This window comes from Streptomyces sp. I05A-00742 (assembly GCF_013055795.1).
Lineage (GTDB): Bacteria > Actinomycetota > Actinomycetes > Streptomycetales > Streptomycetaceae > Streptomyces.
This window is the reverse complement of sequence record NZ_JABETO010000026.1, coordinates 1-20665: the sequence shown is the minus strand read 5'-3', so window position 1 is coordinate 20665 and position 20665 is coordinate 1. Positions and strand designations below refer to the sequence as shown.

Below are 20665 nucleotides of genomic sequence, written 5' to 3'. Positions count from 1 at the left end.
TGTGCGTCGTCCCCCATGCGAGGCCCCCGTCCGGCCGTCGGCCCGGGACCCGGACAGGCCCCACTTCGACTGATATGGTAATGGGTATCTGGTGTATATCGCGTCAATTCGGTGCCGAATCAGCGGAGTTCACGACGGACTGGCGGGGCGGTCGAGGGCACCACCGGGCCGGGAGTCGGCCGCGGGGGCACCGGGGACCACGGGGGGTGTCATGGCGGCGCACAGTGCGGGGAAGACCGGTGACGACGGCGTCAGGGTGGCGGTGCTGGCCCAGGTCGCCGCCGAGGCGCAGTGCCTGGCCACGACGGTGCCGATGTTGCGGGAGATCGGAGAGGTGACCGTCTTCTCCGCCGACGCCGGGCCTGAAGTGACGGAGTGCGCCGTTGAGTTGGGCGCTCCGGTGGTACCGATGCCCTGGCGCCACCACTACGGCGATCTGCTGACCACCGTGGCCGGGCGGCTCGGCGGGGGGCCGTGGATCATGGCCTACGCCGACGAGACGCCGGCCGCCCGCGGGGCGCGGGACTGGAGCGCGCGGCCGGGCCCCGCCGCGGTCGGGGTGCGGCACCGCACGGGCGAACGCGACACGTACACCGAGGAGAACGAGGCCCGCGGCTGCGGTCCGGGCACGCCACCGCCCCGGTTCACGGGTCTGGTGTACGCCCACGTGGTGCGCGAGGGCACCGTCGTCGACCCGGACGCGCTGCCGCACACCGGCATCGTCCTGGAGCACTGGCCCGCCCGCTGGCCGGGCCTGACGGAGCAGCGCATCGCGCGGACCGCGGAGGCGTACCGGGTGGCGCTCGCGAACGCGCCCGGCGATCCGGAGCTGCTCTACGGACTGTTCCACTGCCACTACTCCGCCCACCAGTGGCCCGAGGTGCGCGAACTGGCCGCCGTCTGGCGCGGTGCGGCGGGCCCGGACGACGAGCGGCGTCCGCTCGTCGACTACTACGAGGCGTGCGCGGCCGTGGCGCTGCGGTCGACGGAGGACGCGCTGCGGCTCGCCGAGGAGGCGGTGCGGCGGGCTCCCCGCTTCGCCGACGGCTGGTACCTGACGGGCGAACTGCACGCCGCGTCCGGCCGGTTCCGCGCGGCGGAGGAGGCGTTCCGTACCGCCCACGGGCTGGGGCGGGACGCGGCCCCGGTCGCGGTCGAGGACCACAGCCTGGCGACCTGGCGTCCGCTCGCGGCCCTGGCCGCGCTCGCCGGCCGGGACGGCCGGGCGGAGGAGGCGGCCCGGCTGAAGGCCGAGGCGCGGGCCGCCCGGGCCCGGCTGCGGGCCGGGGAAGTGGTGTCCTGACGGGGGCGGGCGGACGCGCCGGTCGGCCGCGGGGGACGGTCGCCGTTCCCCGGAACCCGCCGTAGGCCGGTGGTTGGCGCGGTGTGTGAGGTGTTCGGACCGCCTGCGGGCGGTCACGCCGTGCACCGCGCCTCCGTGACCGCGGCGCGCGTGAAGGGCCCGGCCCGGCCCATCCTGCGCCGGCGCTCCGGCAGCGACGGGCGACGGACGACGGACGACGGACGACGGACGACGGACGACGGACGACGGACGACGGACGACGGACGACGGACGACGGACGACGGGAAGAACGATCCGTGCGGACCTCGGGGATCGCAAGGTCCTGGTCGCCGGCCCGCGTGGTCGACGCCCTGCCCTCCCGGTGCCCGTCGCGCATCGTGGTGCGGGTCTCGTGCCCTCCCGGCGCGGCATCGCCGGGGGCGGTGGCCTCGGCCTCGCCGCAACGTCATCGAGCGGGGATCAGCCGGGCAAACGGGCCCACACACCCACCAGTTCGGCCAGGTAGACCGCGCACGGGGTGTCCCGCAGTTCCTCGCGGAGCCGGTCGATCAGCGTGTCCGGGTCGAAGTCGCCCGGCGCGACCACCCCGGACTCCTCGGCGAACGGGAGCGCGGTGAGCAGTGTCTGTCCCAGCATGACCACGGCCGATTCCTTGTCCTCCGGCGTGGGCACCACCACGGCGAGCCCGGGACCCGCCAGCCCGGCCGCCAGGAACAGGGAGTACAACCGCTCGCCGGTGTCCAGGGTGCGGCCCGCGGCGCGCAGGCAGTCGTTGACCACCGCGACGCACCTCGTCAGCTGCGGCATGGCGGGCACCGAGCGGATCCTGGTGGTGTTGAAGTCCTGGAAAGTGATCACGCCACCCGGGCGAACCAGCGTGGACAGTGCCCTGATCGTGCCGGCCGGATCGGGCAGGTGCATCAGGATCAGCCGCCCGACGACGGCGTCGACGGGCCGGTCGAGGGTGACGTCCGGGAGGGTGGCCTGCCGGAAGGTGACGTTGCCGAGGCCCAGTTCGGCCACACGCCGCCGGGCCGAGCCGAGCACGCCCGCGTCGGCGTCCACACCCACCACCGAACCGGCCGGCCCGACGATGCGCGCGAGCTGGATCGACACATCGCCCGCGCCGCACCCGACGTCGAGGACGTTCATCCCCTCGGTGATCCCGGCTGTCTCCAGGAGCCGGTCGGTGTGCTCGGCGTAGAAAGCGGCCTGGGTCGCCAGACGGCGGGTCTCGTGGTCCGAGTGCCGCAGGACGTAGGCCGGCCGGCTGGTCATGGAATTGTGCTCCCTAGTCCGCGACTTCGATGGCGACCGTGCCGAACACGGTGGTCTGGCAGGCGAGGCGGCAGTCGGGCGACAACGCGAGCACGTCCAGCACCGCGCGCTCGTCCGGACCGGCCGGGCTGAGGTTGTCCGCACCGGATATCACCCTGATCATGCAGGTGCCGCACCGGGCCGCCCGGCAGCCGAACGTGACGGGGGTGTCGTGCTCGTCGAAGATGCGCTGCATGGTCGTGCCCGTCGCGACCTCGATCGTCCGGCCCGCGATGCTGACGGTGATCACGTGCCCGCCCCTCGGCTGGCCGCCGCGGGCGGACTGTCCGGTGCCGCCGGGTGGGACACGTCGCCCGCCGCCGCGGTGTCGTCGACCAGACCGGCCATCTCGGACATGAACTGCTCGTAGTTCGCCGCGGCGCTGTCGAACACCCGGCCGGTCGTGGTGCCGCCCTTGAGTACCTGTCCGCCGAGGTGGCGGTGCATGTTCCGGAACAGGGTGAAGAGGTCCGTGCAGGACCGGTACGCCTCGGCGAGCGGGCCGTCGCCGGACTCGTGGACCCACGTCCTGAGCGCGGGCCGCACGTCATAGATCATCCGGAAGAACGCCTTCCAGTCCGCCGGTACGAACCGCAGGTTGTTCGCCCGCGCGGCGATGACGCCGGGATGGCTGTAGTTCACATGGAACAGCGAGTCGAGCATCAGCATGAACGGGAGCTGGTACCCCGAGGCGACGCCCGTCACCTCGTCACCGACCCAGCCGCACGTGACCTGGATCCGCCGGAACTCGTCGGCATCGATCCGGGGCATCAGCCGCTTGGTGATCATGTAGACATGCCGGATCACCGCCTGCACCATGCGCAGCGCCCGCGCACCCCCGGCCCGGTCGTCGGCGGCAGCGCACTCCAGCGCGTGGCAGCCCCAGCCGTAGAGCGGGACGCCGAACGCCTCCACCGCGTAGAAGGCCCGGTACAGCTCCAGTTCGCTCCGGTCGCCCTCGTTCAGCCAGAACGCCGGGCGCATGCGCTCCACGGCGGCGACGTCCCGGTGGGACAGCTCCGCGCCACCGGGTACCCCGTCCAGCTCGAAGGCCAGCATCGTCATCACGATCTGGTTGAACCGGGGGATCATCCCGACCGCCCCCGCCACGGAGCCGAGCAGGCTGTCCAGCGGTTCCGGCATACGGCTCGGCCCGGTCGCCGCATCAGCGTTCGGAGAGCCCTGCCGCCACATGTGGTTCAGGTAGATCAGCGGCACCATCAGCCGTTCCGCCCCGGACGCGGGCAGCGACCCGGCGTACCGCACAAGGCCCTGGTCCAGGCTCGCCGCCCGGCCGTCGAACCACTCGCGGAACCTGACCGCATCCCCTTGGACGTACTGCGCGGCAGCCGCCCGGCAGAGGTCCGCGACCGGGCCCCGGAAGTCGGGGGCGTGCTCCAGCAGGAACCCGGTCCGGGTGGAGGCGAGCGTGCCGAGCGCACGCAACGGCCCCATCGCCCGGAAGTGAGCCGCGTCGTCGTGGCCGGGCAGGGGCCGCGCGAACAGCGTCTCCCGCCGCTCACCGCTCAGCACCACCAGCGGAACCTCAATCGGGCGCACCCCGCACACCGGCTCGCCGACCGGCCGTAAATCGGGCTCCAACTCGGATATCGGCACCGCAGCGGGCGCCGTGAGCGGATGCGTCAGGGCCATGGTTGTACGTGGCATGATCCCCCCGGAGTCACGACTGCACGATTCAGCGGGATACGGACGACCCACCCGCACACCCGTCGTCACAGCGATGCTAGCCGCGCCGAACACTCCGAAACAGCGGTTCGCGTCCCGGCGATCCGGGACGGTCGGCCCCGGGCGTCCGCGGCCTGCGTCGCCGCCCGGGCCCTGGGTAGGCGAAAGGGGGCACGCAGGGGAGCGTGCGGGAGGGGAGGCCGTCATGACCGCGGAGAAACACATTCCCGGAACGCGCGGGGCCAAGGGCGCTGAAGCCGACCGGAGGAAGGCCGAGGGCGCGGCCGCCGGTCATCTGGAAGCGGAGCGCCTGGCCGGGAAGGAGCCGGACGACCACTTCGCCAACCCCGGGACGACCCGGGCGACGCTCTCCCTGACCGGCGCGGACCATGGCGTCGTCACGCTCACCGCGAGCGGGGGCAACGGAATACCGAAGGGCATCCGCGTCGTCGACGAGTCCGGCAGGCTCATCGCCGCCTACATCGGATTCGGTCTGGACGATGTGAGCGTGGCCAAGTCGGCCCGCTCCTCCGTCGCCGGCGCGCTCGCGCTCTCCCTCGACAGCACCGACGAGGAGGACGAGGCCAAGGCGGAATCGCCCTCGGGCGTCATCGTCGGCCAGGCCGGCGAGGACGTCACGGTGCGGCTGACGCCCGAGGAGTTCCGGAGCCGTGCCGTCACTCTCTTCGCCGGTGAACTCATCGACCTGTCACGCGAATTGCGCGGGTCGGTGCTGCGTGAGGGAGAAGGGACGGCGGACGGGGCCTCCTGAGGCGCGCGTCGGGCACACTTCCGCGTGTGCCGCGCGCCGCTGCCACCGTCACCGCCCGTGTCTACTCGGCGGGTCGGGCCGGCCTGGTGGCCAGGATGCGCAACTCGCAGGTCAGGCGGGCTCCTTCGGCGCCCAGCCACAGGCCGTCGGGGCCCGGCAGCATCTCGCTGACCCCTACGGAGACCGGTCCGGGCACACGGTCAGCCGCCGTTCGCAGCAGCCCGGTGAAGGCGTCCACCGACAGGGGGTTCCCGAGGTCGACGAGGGTGGGTTTCGGCTCGCCGGGGACGCGGACGAACACCAGCTCCGGGAGCCCGTACCGGCGCATCCAGGCGCGCGCGGCACGCATCCTGGCGGCATCACGCGTCCGGGGCAGCTCTTCGGGTGCGGGGCATTCACGGCCGGCGCGCTGGACGATCGTACGCCCGACGCGGACGCGGGGCCGTACGGCGCCCAGCCCCCACGGGATGCTCTCCACGGCGGGCAGGCAGAGCGCCGCGAAGGGGTCGGCCCCCTCGGCCGGGCGCACGGGCGGGAGCAGCACCAACGGGCCTTCCTGGTCGAGGAGTTCGACTCCTTCGGCCGTCCGGCGCACCCGGAGGTCGGCGGCGGGTACGGCGGATGCGGGGTCGAGGTGGGGGCGCAGCTGCACGGCGACCGCGGGGGCGGGCAGCGGGTACGGGAAGATTTTGGTGGTGCGCCCGCCGACGAGGCGGCCGATCCGACGTCCGCCGGCGGCGAGTGTCTCGATCAGGGCCCGGTCGCGCCGGAGGGCCGCTTCCGGGTCGGCGAGCCGGGCGAAGTGGTCGGTGGGGAACACCGAGAGCAGATGACCTGCGTGGGCCTCGCCGAGGACGAGGCGGCCCTCGGCGAGCCGGTCGGGCGCGCTCGCGTCGATCAGGACGTCGACCGAGCTGAACACGGGCCCCGTGATCGCGCCGGCGAGCGCGGCCGGCTCCCGGGGATCGAGGACGACCTCACCGGGCTCCTCCCCCACCCGGGCGTGCGCCCACTGCTCGGCCGGGGTCGGCGCGAGGGTGAGGGGCCGGGGTGCCCGGGCGAGGCCGACGAGGTAGGTGAGCAGCGGGACATCGGTCCGTCCGGGCCACAGGGCATCGAACGCCTCGGCCGCGTACCGCTGTTGGGCCGCGTGCCGCTGGCAGGCCGCCGCCGCCCAGTAGGTGAGCGCGGGGGCCAGCCCCTCGGTGAGCGCGTCGGCGAGGGCACCGCCGAACCGGAGGGACACGGTGCTCTCGCGCTCCTCGAAGAGCACACTGCGGTCGGCGTACATCCGCCCTCCGCCGCGCTGCGGCGGTTCGCCGGTCAGCCGCCCGTACTCGCGCTCCAGGTCGTCGAGGGCCACGGCCCGCGCGTCGCCGCCGGTGCGGGCGAACTCCTCGATGCCGGCTTCGAACCGGGCGACGCACTCCCGCCAGCGGCGGACGGCGGGTTCGTCGGGCAGCGGGAGGAGAGCGTGCGCGAGCGACGCGAGGGGTTCGGCGCACCACGGGTCGACGGCCGGCGCGGCGAGCAGGACGCCCGCGTCGAGCAGGCGCCGGAGCGGTTCCTCGTCGTGGTCGCGGGCCGCGACGCGTCCGTCGGACCGCTCCCAGGTGCGGAGTTCGCCGTCGGACAGGGTCAGCTTCCGGCCCGTGAAGGCGTGTTGGAGCCGGTTGCCGCCGGCGGACCGGTAGGCGGGTGAGCGGCGTGGCGGGAGGACGGGTCCGAGGCCGGGGTCGGCGGCCATCGCCCGGGCCAGCCCCTCCGCCACCCGCGGGCTGCTGAACACCCGGGGCGGTCCTGCGCCCGGCGTCCCCACCACTTGGACGGCCTCGGGCTCCCCCGGCGCCAGCACTGCGTGTCCCACGGGTCCGAAGAAGCTGTGCGTCTCGTTCTTGGCGGCCAGCCGCTGGAGGTAGAGCGTGATCCGCTGTTCCAGGGCCCGGGTGCGGCGGTCGGGCCGAGGGGCGAAGGGGGCGCGCGCGTACGCGGTGAGGGCCGCGCGGAAGGACGGGCTGAGCAGCAGTGCCGCCTCGTGCAGCGCCTCGTCCGCGGCGGCCCTGTGCAGGCGGCGGCGTACGGACGCGCGGACGTGTTCCCACCGGCGGTCCAGCCGGTCCTGGGCCTGTTGGGCGGCGGCCAGGGCGTCGTTCCAGTGGGTGAGGCGGGTATGGAGCTCGGTCGCGGGTTCGTCGGCGGGGGGCGGGGCGGCGGTGTGCGCGGGGCGGTGCCTGCCGACGGCGGAGCGGGCCCTGCTCAGCAGCTTGCGGAGGGAGGGATCGGGGATGTGGGCGAGTGCGGCGGGGAAGGCTCGGGTGAGCAGGTCGTGTCGGATCTCCTCGGCCTGTTCCCAGGCGGTGTCCACGGCGGCCAGGTCCACGCGTGCCTCCGCGGGGACGAGGTCGTGGACGGTGGCGAACGGGAATCCGGCTGCGCGGAGGGCGGCACGTGGGTGCAACTCCCATTCGGGTGCGCTTAGTTCGGCCCGCTGTGCGGGGCCACAGTCCTCCTCCGTCCGGTGGCCCGCACCCGGGGGCCGTGCAGCGCCATCGCGACGGTCCGCGCCCACCGGGCCCACTGGTCCGGGCTCGCTCCGAACCCTGCCGCCACGCCCGTCGGCACCTACCGACCCAGGCCCACTCCGGGCGGCGGCGCCATGACCGCTGGTGCCCGCCGACCCCGGCTCGCTCCAGGCCATCTCGGCACCCACCGGGCCCACAGATCCGAGCTCGCTCCGAGCCGCGCCACCATGGCCGCCGGCACCTACCGGCCCGGGCCCGCTCCAGACAGCGGCGCCATGACCTCCGGCAACTACCGATCCTGGACCGGTCCAAACAGCGTTGCCATGGACGCCGGTGCCCGCCGACCCCGGCTCGCCCCAGGCCACCTCTGCCCCCACCGGTCCCGTCCCACCCCCCGCCGAGCCGTCGTCGTGCATCGCGTTCTCCGTCCGTCGATTCACGCTCATCCCGTCACCCGCGCCTCGGACAACAGGACGGCGGGGGCGGCGAGTCCGGGGAACAGGGCCGAGTGCAGGAGTTCGTCCCCGCAGCCGGCGACCTGCTTCAGCCAGCCGAAGAGGCCGACCTCGACGCGCAGGGGCCCCACGGGCCGCTGCCTGGTCCCGTCCGCGACCAGCCATCCGTACGCGTCGAGGCGGATGCGGCGTCCGCCGTCGCCCCGGACGGCGGGGTGGAGGGCCGCCACGGTTTCGATGCCGTTCCCCATCGCGCGCCGGAGTCCGTCCGCCGTCGTGGGGCCGGGGAGCAGGCGCAGGCCGCGCGGGCCGGGGCGGACGGGGCCGCCGGGGAGGGTGCGTACGGCGCAGCCGTTGGGGCGGTGGCCGCAGGCGGTGGCGGTGGCGCGGGAGTGCAGGAAGCCGTGGAGGACGCCGTCGGTGATGAGCGGGGTGCGGCCGGTCGGGGTGCACTCGTCGTCGACCGGTGCGCCGTACGGGCCGTGTCCGGCCCGGCCGTCGTCGACGACGGTGACGGCCGGTGCGGCGATGCGGCGGCCGGTGCGGTCGAGGAGGCCGCGGAGCCCTTGGGCGGCGTTGCGTCCGTTGAGGGTGCTGGCGAGGAGGCCGAGCAGGTGCAGGGTGACGGCGGGGGCGAGCAGGACGGGAACGGTTCCGTCGGGCGGGGCGGTGGCCCCGGTGCGGGCGGCGGCCAGTTCCTCGCGGCAGGTGCGGGGGACGGCCGGGTCGGGTGCCCGGTCGCCCCAGGTGACGCTGCCTTCGAGGTGGTTGCCGCCGGGTCCGGCGGTCCAGTGCCAGAGCCGGTGGCGGACCCCGTCCCAGGACGCCGGGGCGGCGCCGGTCGCGGCGCAGGCGGCCCGGACGGCCACCCCCTGGTACTCCGCGCCGAGGACGGCCTCGGCGGCGGGGCCGGAGGACAGGGCTCGGAACAGGGCGTCGCGCTCGGCGCGGGGTGGCATCGGGTGGGGCGCCGACGCCTCGGGCTGCGGGAACGGGCGTCCGGCCCCGGGGTCGTCCGGAGGTTCGTCCGCACGGCCGGTGGCGCTGCGGGCCGCCCACCCGGCGGTGGCCAGGAGGTCGGGCGCGTCGCCCTCGGCCACGGCGGTGGCCCGGCGGTCCCCGGCCCGGGCGGAGACGGTCACGACGCGGTGCCGTCCGTGCCGCTCGGTGCGGCTGCCGTCGTGGGCCCTGCGGTCCTCCGCGCGCGTCTCGTCCTCGATGCGCACCAGGGCCTCGTCGCATCCCGACTTCTCTATGTGACGGACGAGTTCGGAGGCGCATTCGGCGGGCGTCACCGGTCCCCCACGGCCAGGGCGGCCACCCGGACGGTCGGCTGTCCGACGGACACGGTGAGCGGGTACTGCGCCAGCTTGCCGCACTGGAATCCGTAGGCGAAGAAGTCCAGGTCGTCGCAGACGACGTCGATGTCGCGCAGGACGTGGGTGCCCGTGCCGCGCAGGGTCGCGGCCCGGACGGGAGCGGTGAGACGGCCGTTCTCAATGAGGTGGCTCTCGGTCACCGAGGCGGTGAAACCGCCGCCGCTCATGTCGGTCTCGCCCGCGACGATCGACCGGACGTAGAGGCCCCGGCGCACGCCGTCCAGCGCGGCTTCCGGCGGGGAGTCCCCGGCGGCGAGGTAGGTGCAGGCCATGCGCGGGAGCGCCGGGTGGGTGTGGTCGAGGCGGCGGCCGTGACCGGTGGCGGGGCGGCCGGTCCTGCGGGCGGTGGTGGCGTCGGTGAGGTGCTGTACGAGGACGCCGCGTTCGACGAGCACGGCGGGGCCGGCGGGGTGGCCTTCGTCGTCCGTGCGGTACAGCGGTGCCCGGTCGGGGGCGGTGGGGTCGTCGACGAGGGTGACCAGGGGCGAGGCGACCCTCGTGCCCGGCGGCACGCCGTACGCGGCTCCCGGCGCCGTCGCCACGTCGGCCTCCAGGCCGTGCCCGCACACCTCGTGCAGCAGCGCGCCGGGGCAGCCGGGGCCCAGGACGACGGGCAGGGTTCCCTGCGGCGGGTCCCAGGCCTCGGCCCGTTCCGCGGCGGCGCGGGCCGCCTCCTCCGCCGCCCGCAGGTGCCGGCCGCCCTCGGTGAGCAGCGCCGGTTCCCGGCCGGAGACCACGCGCAGGGACTGGGCCTGCCGGTGGTCCATGAGCCGGGCGCCGACCCGGAGTTCGAGGCGGAGGCGGTCGTCGTGCGCGGCGGTGCCGTCGGCCCGGACGACGCTCACCCGTTCGCGGGTGGCGTCGGCGACGAGCCGCGGCTCCAGGCCGGGGGCCGGGCAGCGCAGCATGCGGTCGGCGACCTCCCGCAGCAGGGCGGGCAGCGTGGTGAGGATGTCGGCGGGCAGGCCGTCGTCGTCGGGGTCCGGTGCAATGACCTGTTCTGACGTTGCGTCAGATGCGTTGATCAGGGCGGCCAGTGCCTCGGCCGTGGGTGGTGCGGTGAAGAGGTGGCGGCGTCCGTCCCCGTCGCTCAGCTCCGCGCAGGCGCCCGCGCTGCCTCGGCGCAGCGTGGTCAGTTCGCCGTCGCGCAGATGGACGGTCAGGGTGTCGGCCCGGCGGAACAGGGCCAGCGTGTGCGGACCGTGGCGGCGCAGGGCCAGGGCCAGGGCGTCCGCGTCGGGAGCGGGGAGCAGGTGCCCGGGAGCGGGCGGCGGCGACAGCGGGGAGGTCATCGGCTCGTCCCTTCCTCGCCGCGGTCCAGGACCGCGGTCGTGCGCAGTTCGGCGCAGTGCCTGCCGGTGGGCCCGGCGAGCCACAGTTCGTCCGGCCCGGGGAGGAGTTCGGTCAGGACGACGCGGTCGGCGGCGCGGGCGAGGTGAGCGCCGAGGTCGAGGAGGGCGGGGGCGTCGAGGTCGAGGAGGACGGGTTTGCGTTCGCCGGGGACCTTGAGGAAGGTGCGGCGCGGGAGGCCGTGGCGGCGGGCGGCGTGCCGGGCCGCGCGCAGGGCGGTGTACGGGTCGGGGGGCGCGTCCTTTGTGCCAGGGGGGAAGAACTCGGTGGTGGGCAGGGTCCAGCGGGCGCGCTGGACGACCACGTCGCCGAGGACGATCCGGGGCAGCCGCACGCCCTCGCCGAACACCACGGGGTTGACCTTCGGCGGGGCGAGGACGTTGTGCACCGGCGAGTCGAGCTCGCCGTGGTGCAGCAGGAACACGCCGCCCGTGCCCGGCGCGGCGCAGACCAGCCGTCCTCCGTCGAGGCGCACCACGACAGCCCCCACGGGGATCCGCCGGTCGTCGGGGACCGGCCCGGAGCCGACGTCCACCAGCGGCCCCGGGAAGTCGAAGGGCACGATCTTGGCGCGGCGCGAACCGAGGACGCCGGCAAGCACGCGCCCTCCGGCCGCCCGGCGCAGGAGCTCCGCGCCGCGCGCCCGTACCCCGTCGGCGTCCGGGTGGAACTGGAGCGCCCAGCCCCACAGCAGGAGCGTGTCGTGGCACTCGGCGAGGACGAACAGCGCGTCGCCCGCCCTGACGCGCCCGATGTCCCCGGTGGGGATCATCACGTCGGGTGAGGCGATCAACGGATCGTCTCCCAGGTCGAGTTCAGGGAGCAGACGAGGGTCCACGACGAGCGGCCGGTCGGGTGGCGCGGCGGCGACGAGCGCTTCGAGGGCGGCGCCCGCCGGGGTGCGGGTGCGGGGTACGGCGAGAGGTTCCGCGCGGGCGTCGGCGCGGAGGAGCCGCAGCAGCGGGACCTCACGGCCGTCGGCCAGCTCCGGGTGCCGGGCCAGGAAGGCGGCGGTCAGCGCCCGGTGGCGGGCGACGGCCTCGGCGGCCAGCAGCGAGAGCGCGGGGGCGAGCCGTTCGGCGAGGGCACCGTGCAGGCGTCCGCCCAGCGGCAGCGGGCTGCACGGGCCCAGGCACTCCTCGTGCAGGACGGTCCGGTCGGCGTACCACTGGCCGCCGCCGCGCCGCAGCGGCCCGGTGGTGATCCGGCCCAGCTCCGCCTCGATCCCCTCCAGCAGCTCCCGCCGACGCTCCAGCCCCGCCCGGTTGAACGCGGCGACGGCCTCGTGCAGTCCGTCGGCGCGCCGCCGCCACTCGTCCCGCGCCGGGCAGGCGGCGGGCAGCGCGGCGATGTCCTCGCGGAGCCGGCCGAGGGCGTCGACAGCGGTGATGGGCGGGTGACAGTCGAGGCGCAGGAGGCCGCGCCGTACGGCTTCCTCGACGGCGGGCGGGACGAGGGCGGGGGCGGCGCGGGTGAGGTCCGCGGGCGGGTGCGAGGTGGTGATGCCGTCGGAGCCGTCCATCGGCGTGGGCCCGGGCGCGTCCACCGCTTGCCTGCGGGCAGTCGTCTCCCGGCCGACGCCGGGCACTCCCACGCATGCAGGCGACGTATCCACGCTCCCGGACCGTCCCGGTGCCCTCTCCGCCGGGAAGCCGGCCTCGCCGGCCCCGGTCGTCTCCTCCCCCGCCGTCTCGCGGGCGGCCGTCTCCCGGCTGACGGCCTGCACTTCCGCGCGGCCGGCCACGTCGCCGCCGACGCTCCTTCCTCCCGCCGGTCCGGCCGACCCCTCCGTCGGCGAACCGGCCTCCGTCGCCCCTTCCCCCGCCGTTCCGGAACCGGGCGGACCGGCGCGACGGGCTGTTGCCGCTTCCGTCTCCGAATGCCCCCGCTCCGTGGGGCAGGGCACTGCGCGGTCGGCCCCCGGGGACTCGGCGCGTGCACGCGCCGCCGCGGCGAGTTCCGCGCACGTCGTCCGTCCGTCGGCCGCGTCGAGCACGGCGGTCAGGCCGGCGTCGAGGTCGAGAGGGCGGCCCGCGATCCGCCATGTGCCGTCGGCCGTACGGGCGAGCCGGGCGTCGCGTCGGGGGCGCAGGAAGGGGCGTACGCGGGGGTCCGCCGCCATGGCGTCGGCCAGGAGGAGGACGGCCCAGTGGGCGAGGTGGGTGCGGCGGGCGGCGGGTGGGCCGGTCGTGGGTGGGGGGTGGTCCGCGGGGGGTTCGGTGAAGTCGGCGTAGGTGATGGGGCCGAAGAAGGAGGTCGTCTCGTTCTTGGCGGCCAGTCGCTGGACGTAGCCGCCGAACTGGCGGCGCAGCCTGCGGGCCCGGCCGGTCGCGGGGCGGTGGGCGAGGCCGGCGAGTTCGGCGAGGCCGCGGTCGTGCATGGTGGGGCTCGACAGCCACAGTGCCTCGCGCACGGCAGGGTCGCCGGCGAGTTCGACCAGGGCCGCGTGGCGGGCGGCCGTCTCGGTCTCCAGGGTGTGCCGCGCGGTGGCCTCGGCCGACCGTGCGGCCTCGTGCGCCCACCCGTACCGGGCGAGCGCGGCGCGCAGCCCGGGCGGGTCCGGTGCGGGCAGGTCGGCGGGGAGGGGCGCGCGGCGGCTGAGTGCGGTGCGCAGGCGGCGCGAGTCGCGGGGCGCGAGGGCGTGAGGGTGGCGGCGGCCGGCGTCCACGACGGCGGTGACGGCGTCGGCGAGGGTGTCCTCCGCCCGCTCGACGTCCCGGACGCGGGCGACGGTGAGCGGGTGTTCGAGCACGTCGAGGAGGTTCCAGGGGAAGCCGGTGCTGCGGATGACGGCGTGGTCGTGGAAGAGCCACCGGGGGTGCGGCGCGGTCATGCGGACGCTCCGAGTCCAGGGCGTGAGGGGGAGAAGGGCGCCGTCTCCGGTACGTCCTCCCGCCCCTCCGCGAGGAGGCGGGCGACGAGGCGCCCGGTGTGCCCGCCGGTGAGGATGCCCTGCCCGCCGTGGCCGGACGCGACGACGAGCCGCCGGCGGCCGGGCGGCGTTCCGATGAGCGGCCTGCCGTCCGGGGTGACGGCGCGGAAGCCGGACCAGACGGCGGCCAGCCGGGCGGCGCGCAGCCGGGGCCACGACCTGGCGGCGTGGGCCAGCAGCAGGAGGGCGCCCTCGGCCGTGGGCCCCTCCGTGAAACCGGTGTCCTCCTCCGTCGCCCCGACCAGCACACCGCCCCCGCCGGGCGCGGGAGCCGTATAGAGAGGGCCGGAGACGATGTGGCGCGGTCCGGCCGGGGGCCCGTCGCCCTCCGGGCCGGGATCGAGCCGCAGCATCTGGCCGCGCACCGGCCGGACGGGCAGCGGCGGTCCGCCGGGCAGGGCACCCGCCCACGCGCCGCAGGCCAGAACTGCCCTTCCGGCGTAGACCGTTCGGCCGTCGGCGAGGGCGAGCCGTACGCCGCCCGGTCCGTCCTCCAGGCCGGTGAGCCCGGTGCCGAGGGCGGTGTCCGCTCCGGCCGCGACGGCCTCGGCGACCAGTGCGTCGACGTAGCCCGCCGCGTCCACCACGAGCGCACCGGGGTCGTGGAAGGCGCCGTGCGCGGTCCCGCGCCACGCGGGCTCGCGCTCGCGCAGCGCCTCGCGGGGCACCCAGGTGCCCAGGAACTCCTCCTGCCCGGAGGCGAGTCGGAGCAGCCGCTCGGCTTCCTTCCCGTCCGGCACCGGGCGCAGGACACCGCAACGGACGGCCAGGGGACGGCCGGTGAGCGCCGTCAGCCGGGTCACGTCCTCCTCCAGGGCCCGGCGGCCGGCCAGGGCGAAGGCGAGCAGCGCCGGGTCGGACAGCAGCCGGACGGAGGGGACGCCGACCCCGGCGGCCGCGCGGGACCCCGCCCCCGCCGGGCTCGAACGGTCCAGCAGCAGGACGCGGGCCCCGGCCGCCGCGAGTTCACGGGCCGTGGAGGCGCCCACCACGCCCGCGCCGATGACGGCGACGTCGTACGTCCCGGACGGAGGTTCCGCCGCGGTCGCCGCCCGGTCCGTGCCGGGCCCGGGCGGCACGGAACGGTCACCTGACCCCGCCGCGGACCCGCTCCTCCGGCCCTCCTCCGCCGACGTCCCGGTCCGCACGGCGCCACCCCCGTCCCCTGTCACGTCGTCGCTCACGACCCCGTCACCTTCCCTCCCGTTCCGTCGCGTCCGTCCCCGGGCCGCCAGTCGAAGGTCAGGCGCCACTCGCAGCCGACCCGCCGGCCCCCCGGACGCAGCCACCACTGTCCGGGGCGCGGGAGCATCTCCGTCAGCCGGGCCGCCCGGGCCGTCCGCAGGTGGTGGGCGAGATGGCCGAGGCTGGTGGGGCAGCGCAGGTCGGCGAAGACGGGCTTGCGGGCGTGGTCGGCGCGGACGAAGACGAGGTCGGGCAGGGCGAGCCGGGTGACGAGCGCGTCGGCGGAGCGCACCAGGGCCGCCGGTCCGGTGGGCCGGCGCAGGGCGTCCAGCGCGGCGGTGTCCAGCGTCCAGCGGCGGCGCCAGGCGACGACGTCGCCGATCACCACCCGGGGCGCGCGCGGGGCAGCGCGCAGCACGTCCGGGGTGATCAGCGGGGGCGGGCCGAAGAGCCAGTTGCCCGCGCTGCGCGGATGGCGCGGGCGCAGGCGCAGGGCGCGCCCGTCCGGGGCGCGCAGCCCGAGCCGGCCGTCACCGTCCGCCACGACGGTGAGGTCCTCGGCCCGCCACACGTCGTCGTGCGGGAGGGCGGGCCGGGTGCGGAACGTCACGACGGGGCCGGGCACTTCGCGTTCGAACGCCTTGCCCTGCGTCCGGCGGTGCAGGACGGAGGCGATGCCGGGGTCGTGGGCGCGCAGGGCGTACGCGACGTCGCGCGCGGTGCGGTCGGGGTCGGGGTCCAGGGCGCTCAGGTGGGTCCAGACCTGGGCGCCGTGGTGGATCTCGCCGACGATCAGCGGGAGTTCGGCCAGTGAGGTGCCCGGGACGGTCGGGTCGGCGCCGAGGAGCAGGTCCGGTGAGGCCAGCAGGCCGTCGGGGAGGTCGCACCGCAGGGCGTCGAGGTCATCGGGGGCCGGGGTGCTGACGCCGGCGCGCTCGGCCCGGAGGACGGCGGCGTCCAGCCGGTCGAGCCAGCCGGCCACGTCGGGCTCGTCCTGGACCCGGTCCGGGCTCACGGTCCGGTCGAGGGCGGCGACCAGCCGGAGGTACGGGACCGCTCCGCCGCCCAGGCCGCGGTGCACCTCGGCGGCGTGCCGCTCCACGGCCCGCTGGACCCGTACCGTGAAGGACCCGCACAGCGTCAGCAGCGGGTCGAGCCGGGAGGCCAGCGCGCGGGTGCCGTCCTCGGGGACCACGCACCGGCGGACCGCGCCCCGGCAGTCCTCGCCGACCACCAGCCGGTCGGCGTAGTGCTCCCCCGCGCCCCGCCGCGCGGGAACGCCCGTCGTGCGGGTGAACTCCTGCTCCAGGGCGCGGAGTCGGGGCTCCCGCGCCGCGTGGCCGGTGGCGGCGAGCGCGTCGGCGGCGGAGGTCAGCCGCTCCAGGAACTCACGGTGACGTCCGACGCCCGTCGCCCCGGCCTTCTCCAGTTCCCGGAACCGCCGGGCCAGCCACTGGGCCGGGTGGTCCAGGGCGGCGGGCACGAGCAGCGGGGAGACGAGGGTGCCGCGCGCCAACAGCTCGTCCGCCAAACCTTGCTGACGTTGCGTCAGCTCGATCCATGCCGTGTCCCCCCGGTGTGCGAGAGCGTCCAGCAACGCGGCGTGGTNCGGGCACGAGCAGCGGGGAGACGAGGGTGCCGCGCGCCAACAGCTCGTCCGCCAAACCTTGCTGACGTTGCGTCAGCTCGATCCATGCCGTGTCCCCCCGGTGTGCGAGAGCGTCCAGCAACGCGGCGTGGTCCGGAGCGAGCACGGCACGTCGTCCGGTCATGGCGGAGACGAGGTGTCCCGGAGCCTCCAGGCGGCAGCCGTCGCGCAGTGCGAGGGGCAGGTACGGGCGGACGGCCGGGTCGGCGGCGGCGCGGGTGGCGAGCTCCTGGACCACCCAGTGGGACAGGCGCAGCAGACACGCCTGGACGGGATCCGGCGTGTACTCCAGGGCCGTCGCCGGGTCGCCGGGCAGCCGTGCGGCCGACTCCGTGCCGTCGGCGCGGCGGAGTTCCGCGTAGTCGACGGGACCGAAAAAGGCAGTCGTCTCGTTCTTGGTGGCCAGCCGTTGTGCGTAGGCGTACAGGAGCCGTTCGTCCTGCCGGGTGGCCGAACGCGTACCGTCCGGGTCGACCGTCAGGGTACGGAGGATGCGCGCGAGCGCGTCGGGGCCGGAGGCGGCGAGGGCCGCGCGGAACCGGGTGTCGTCCGGCAGTTCACGTAGCTTCCGCCGGCCGGCCCGTACGGCCTCGCCGATCTGTTCGTCCAGGTCGCGCTCGGCCGTTCCGACGTCCAGGACGGCCTGCTCCCAGCACCGCGCCCAGGCGAGAGCCGCCGCGTTCCCCTCCAGTACGGCCGGTCCGGCGGCGCCCGCCGGCCACCGCCCCCGGTCGACGTCCCTGCGGAGGCGGTAGAGGTCCTTGAAGCGACTCCGGTCCGCCCCTTCCGCCTCCAACTGCCGTACTGCGGCCGGGAAATGGACAGCGGACCATTCCCCGAGCAACCGGGCGAGGCGGTCCCCCGCGGCACGCCGGACCGCGAGTGCGGCGACGAGCGGAGGATGGCGCAGGTCGGTGGTGGCGAAGCCGAAACCGGCGCTGCGGATCAGGAAGCGCGGTACGGGATGCCACCCTCGGCCCCCGTCGGCTCCGGCCACGGCGGAGCCCTGCCGCGGCGCAGCCTGCATCACGTCCCCCGATCCAGCGCCCCGCCGGTTCCGCCGTGGAACCGTGCGGCGAGCGCTCACGTCGTGCCGTGCGCCTGTCGCGAACGGACTGTAGCCCGGCCGCCCTTGCACCGGCCAGTGCGCCAGGTCTACCGTTCGTCGCGGCACACAAAGCTCCACTTACGATCATTTTCCTTACACTTCACACAGGCTGACCATGAGCTGACAAATCACCCTCAGTTCGTGGAGCCGATGTCATGGGGGAACGACATGTCCGTCACCGAACAGACCAGCGCCGCCCGCCCGGAGGAAGAGCCCGAGGCCGCGGTGACGCCGGCGGCCGGAGCACAGCCGGAAGCGCGCGCCGTCGCGCCAGGAGCGGTCGAGGAGACCGGACGCCAGGAAGGTGAGCACCAGGATCCGTCGGCGGAGGACGAGTTCGACGACGACCTCGACGACATGGACTTCATGCTCGACGAGATCGAGAACCGCATCGCGCCACTGGCCTGACCTGAGCTGCCGCGTGTCCCATCCACCGGCACTGTCACGGGCGTTGGCCGCCTGCCGGCTCTCCCCTGAGCGCGGCGGGCCCCGTGCGCCCGGGCCCGCGTGCTCAGGAAGCACGGCCATCACGGGACGCACCACACCCCGGCGGGTCACCGCACGGGGACCGACGGGGGAAATCGCTGTGCACGATCCCACCACCTCTCCGACACGCCCGTCCGCACTCCTGTTCGCCGCCGGTCCACCCGAGGACGAGGCCGTCGGCGCCCTGGTGGTGGACCCCGGGCCGGGGCGCCACCGCGGTCTCGACGGTCTGCGGTCCCTGCTCACCGCGGTGGCCGCACGGCGCCCGGACGCCGTGCGGGCGGTCGCCGCCCGCCGGCGTCCCGAGTGGAACGTGCTGTTCCCCGGTACGTATCCGGACGCGGCCCCGCTGACCGTGATCGCCGCCACCTGCTCGGAGCGCCGCCTGCACGCGGAGAGCGAGCAGATGTTCCGCGTGATCACGGCGGCGGCCGAGGCCGTGGTGGCGGCGGTGTCGGACCACCCGCTGACCGTCGTCGTCCGGCACACCGGAGCCCTCGACCTGCCGACGCTGCGGTCCTTCCCGCACCTGGTCGAACGCGCGGCTCTGGCGGGCTCCCGACTCCGCCTGGTGCTCGCCGACTTGGACCGCACGCCCGACGAGGCGGACGAGGCCGCCCGGGAAGCCCTCGCCCTGCGGCACAGGATCCTCGACGCCCTGGTCGCACGGCTCGAAGGCATAGTGCTCCCGGGCACGCCCGGCGCCCCCTCGAAACCGGCCGCCACCACCGGTGCCGACAGCCCCGGTACGTCCGCCGCCCGACGTGGGCGGATCCCCGAGGCCGCCTGGTACGAACGGCTGTGCCAGGCAAGCACTCCCGAGCAGGCGGTGGCCGCCGCCCTCGGCGTGATGCGCGCCGCGTTCTTCAGCACCAACCACGACGAAGGCGTGCGCGCCGCACACCGGTTGCTCGCCGAGACGGTGAGGGCTCCCGGGCTCGATCCGGAACGCGTCCGCGCGCTGCTCACCCCGGACGTGCTCGGGGNCGGCGTGATGCGCGCCGCGTTCTTCAGCACCAACCACGACGAAGGCGTGCGCGCCGCACACCGGTTGCTCGCCGAGACGGTGAGGGCTCCCGGGCTCGATCCGGAACGCGTCCGCGCGCTGCTCACCCCGGACGTGCTCGGGGACGACCCCGGCTCACTCGGCGTCGACGCGACGGCGGTCGTGGACGTCGCCGCGCTGCGCGGCCTGGCCCACCGCTACCTGGGCATGACCCACGTCTTCCTGCTCGACTACCGGTCCGCCCTCGCCCACTTCGCGGCCGCGGTGGACCTCGGCCCCGCCCCGGTGCGGGCCCGCGCCCGGCTGCTGCGCGCCCTGTTGCTCATCAAACGCGTCGGCGACGTCCCGGCGGGCTTCCGCGACGTCGCCGAAGGGCTCGCCGCGCTGGAGGGCGACGACAGTCCGGTGGCGGCGGTCGAGGCGGCCTGGCTGTACAACGTCAAGGCCCTCGGCCACGTCCAACTCCGCGAGGCGGCCGAGGCGTTGGCCGCGGAACGTACGGCCGTCCGCCTGGTCGGCCGGCTATCCACCACGGACGCCACCCACCTCAAGGTCAATCTGATCTCCAACATCAGTGTGCTGCGCGAGTACGGCGGGCAACCGGACGCGTCGCTGAAGGTGTGGCGGCAGTTCTCCGAGCGGAGCCTCGGCTGGGGCGACACATTCTTCAAGCACCACGCCTACCGGGAGGGCGGGTTGCTGGTGCGGGCGGGCCGGCCCGAGGAGGCGGCGGACCGGTTGCGCGCGGCCTGCAAACTGGCCGAGGACAGCGGTGACGACTTCTACCCGGCCCATATCGCGCTGGAACTCGGGCGGCTCCTGCTGCCGGACCGCCCGGAGGAGGCCGCCGAGTGGTACGGGCGCGCCGCCCTGCACGCCCGCCGCACGGGCGATCCGCTGCTCGTCGCCCTCGCCGCCACCGGCACCGCGCTGGCCCGCGCCGGGGACGAGGACCCGTCGGCCGCCCTGCGCGAGGCCGGCCGGCCGCTGGCCGCCCTCACCTGTCCGCGCGACGGTTCCGACGCCCTGGCGGCCGCCCTCGCGCGGGGCTCGGCCGAGGACGCCCTCGCCTGTCTGCCGTCGCCCCGGACGAAGCTCAACCGGCCGTTCCACGCGGTGCGTTACGACCTCGCGGCGGTCCGATGAGCGACGGCCCGATGAACCGCGGTCCGATGAACCGCGGTCCGATGAGCGACGGCCCGGCGAGCGAGAGCACGACGGGATCCCCCGGCCGGCCGCAGGCCCCCTGGCGCGTCACCGACACCTTCCTGGTCCGGCGCGCCGGCTTTCCCTTCGCGCTGCTCGACGCCTTCGCGGCCCCCCGCACCGCCGAGGCGGCCCGGCGGTGCGCGGCGGCGCTGCGGCACGCGGACGAGCTCCGGGAGGCGCTGCTGCGGGAGGAGTTCCCGGCGGCGGTGGCCCGGGCGCGGGCGGACGGCGACCGTGCCGCGCTCCGCGCCCTGTCGAAGCTGCGCGGCCGGGTCGGCGCCCGGACGGCCGTTCCCACGCCGCCGGC

General features: G+C 75.7%; 13 protein-coding genes. 4 read left to right on the top strand and 9 right to left on the bottom strand.

Going from position 1 to position 20665, the window contains the following annotated elements; all coding sequences use genetic code 11:
- Positions 1 to 211: 211 nt before the first annotated feature.
- On the top strand, positions 212 to 1303 hold the full coding sequence (locus HN013_RS22440) for a lipopolysaccharide assembly protein LapB (RefSeq protein WP_171169019.1): 1092 nt from the start codon (positions 212 to 214) through the stop codon (positions 1301 to 1303).
- 459 nt (positions 1304 to 1762) lie between these two features.
- Here HN013_RS22440 and HN013_RS22435 read toward each other — a convergent pair whose 3' ends face one another.
- Genes HN013_RS22435 through HN013_RS22425 form a run of 3 tightly spaced genes read right to left on the bottom strand, consistent with a single transcriptional unit; the run spans position 1763 to position 4288 of the window.
- Positions 1763 to 2581 carry a class I SAM-dependent methyltransferase gene (locus HN013_RS22435; protein ID WP_171169017.1) on the bottom strand — a complete coding sequence of 273 codons (819 nt, stop codon included), beginning with the start codon at positions 2579 to 2581 and terminating at the stop codon, positions 1763 to 1765.
- 13 nt (positions 2582 to 2594) lie between these two features.
- A complete protein-coding gene (locus HN013_RS22430) occupies positions 2595 to 2870 on the bottom strand; it encodes a 2Fe-2S iron-sulfur cluster-binding protein (protein WP_171169015.1) in 276 nt (91 codons plus the stop codon).
- Positions 2867 to 4288: a hypothetical protein gene (locus HN013_RS22425; protein ID WP_171169014.1), complete on the bottom strand. Its 1422-nt coding sequence runs from the start codon at positions 4286 to 4288 to the stop codon at positions 2867 to 2869. Before HN013_RS22425 ends, HN013_RS22430 begins: the two co-directional genes overlap by 4 nt.
- A gap of 223 nt (positions 4289 to 4511) precedes the next feature.
- Here HN013_RS22425 and HN013_RS22420 point away from each other — a divergent pair, with 223 nt between their 5' ends.
- Complete coding sequence (locus tag HN013_RS22420; protein ID WP_171169012.1) at positions 4512 to 5078, top strand: hypothetical protein; 567 nt, start codon at positions 4512 to 4514, stop codon at positions 5076 to 5078.
- A gap of 61 nt (positions 5079 to 5139) precedes the next feature.
- On the opposite strand, the gene HN013_RS22415 is transcribed toward HN013_RS22420, so the two are convergent.
- The 6 genes from HN013_RS22415 to HN013_RS22390 all read right to left on the bottom strand — a co-directional run bounded on the left by HN013_RS22415 (position 5140) and on the right by HN013_RS22390 (position 16432).
- The gene (locus tag HN013_RS22415) at positions 5140 to 7536 is read right to left on the bottom strand and encodes a hypothetical protein (protein ID WP_171169010.1); all 2397 of its coding nucleotides are present in this window, start codon (positions 7534 to 7536) and stop codon (positions 5140 to 5142) included.
- 506 nt (positions 7537 to 8042) lie between these two features.
- Entirely contained in the window at positions 8043 to 9350 is a 1308-nt protein-coding gene (locus HN013_RS22410; protein WP_171169008.1) for a TldD/PmbA family protein, read from the bottom strand.
- Complete coding sequence (locus HN013_RS22405; protein WP_171169006.1) at positions 9347 to 10726, bottom strand: TldD/PmbA family protein; 1380 nt, start codon at positions 10724 to 10726, stop codon at positions 9347 to 9349. Before HN013_RS22405 ends, HN013_RS22410 begins: the two co-directional genes overlap by 4 nt.
- The gene (locus tag HN013_RS22400; protein WP_171169004.1) at positions 10723 to 13617 is read right to left on the bottom strand and encodes a lantibiotic dehydratase; all 2895 of its coding nucleotides are present in this window, start codon (positions 13615 to 13617) and stop codon (positions 10723 to 10725) included. Before HN013_RS22400 ends, HN013_RS22405 begins: the two co-directional genes overlap by 4 nt.
- Entirely contained in the window at positions 13614 to 14900 is a 1287-nt protein-coding gene (locus tag HN013_RS22395; protein ID WP_171168998.1) for an FAD-binding oxidoreductase, read from the bottom strand. The genes HN013_RS22400 and HN013_RS22395 overlap by 4 nt, the downstream gene beginning before the upstream one ends.
- Complete coding sequence (locus HN013_RS22390; RefSeq protein WP_171168995.1) at positions 14897 to 16432, bottom strand: hypothetical protein; 1536 nt, start codon at positions 16430 to 16432, stop codon at positions 14897 to 14899. Before HN013_RS22390 ends, HN013_RS22395 begins: the two co-directional genes overlap by 4 nt.
- 1375 nt (positions 16433 to 17807) lie before the next feature.
- Between HN013_RS22390 and HN013_RS22385 the strand changes: the two genes are divergently transcribed.
- Positions 17808 to 18065: an ammosamide/lymphostin RiPP family protein gene (locus HN013_RS22385; RefSeq protein ID WP_398980533.1), complete on the top strand. Its 258-nt coding sequence runs from the start codon at positions 17808 to 17810 to the stop codon at positions 18063 to 18065.
- 2271 nt (positions 18066 to 20336) lie between these two features.
- Positions 20337 to 20665: hypothetical protein (locus HN013_RS22375; protein WP_212764676.1), on the top strand; the 329-nt coding region annotated here is incomplete at its 3' end.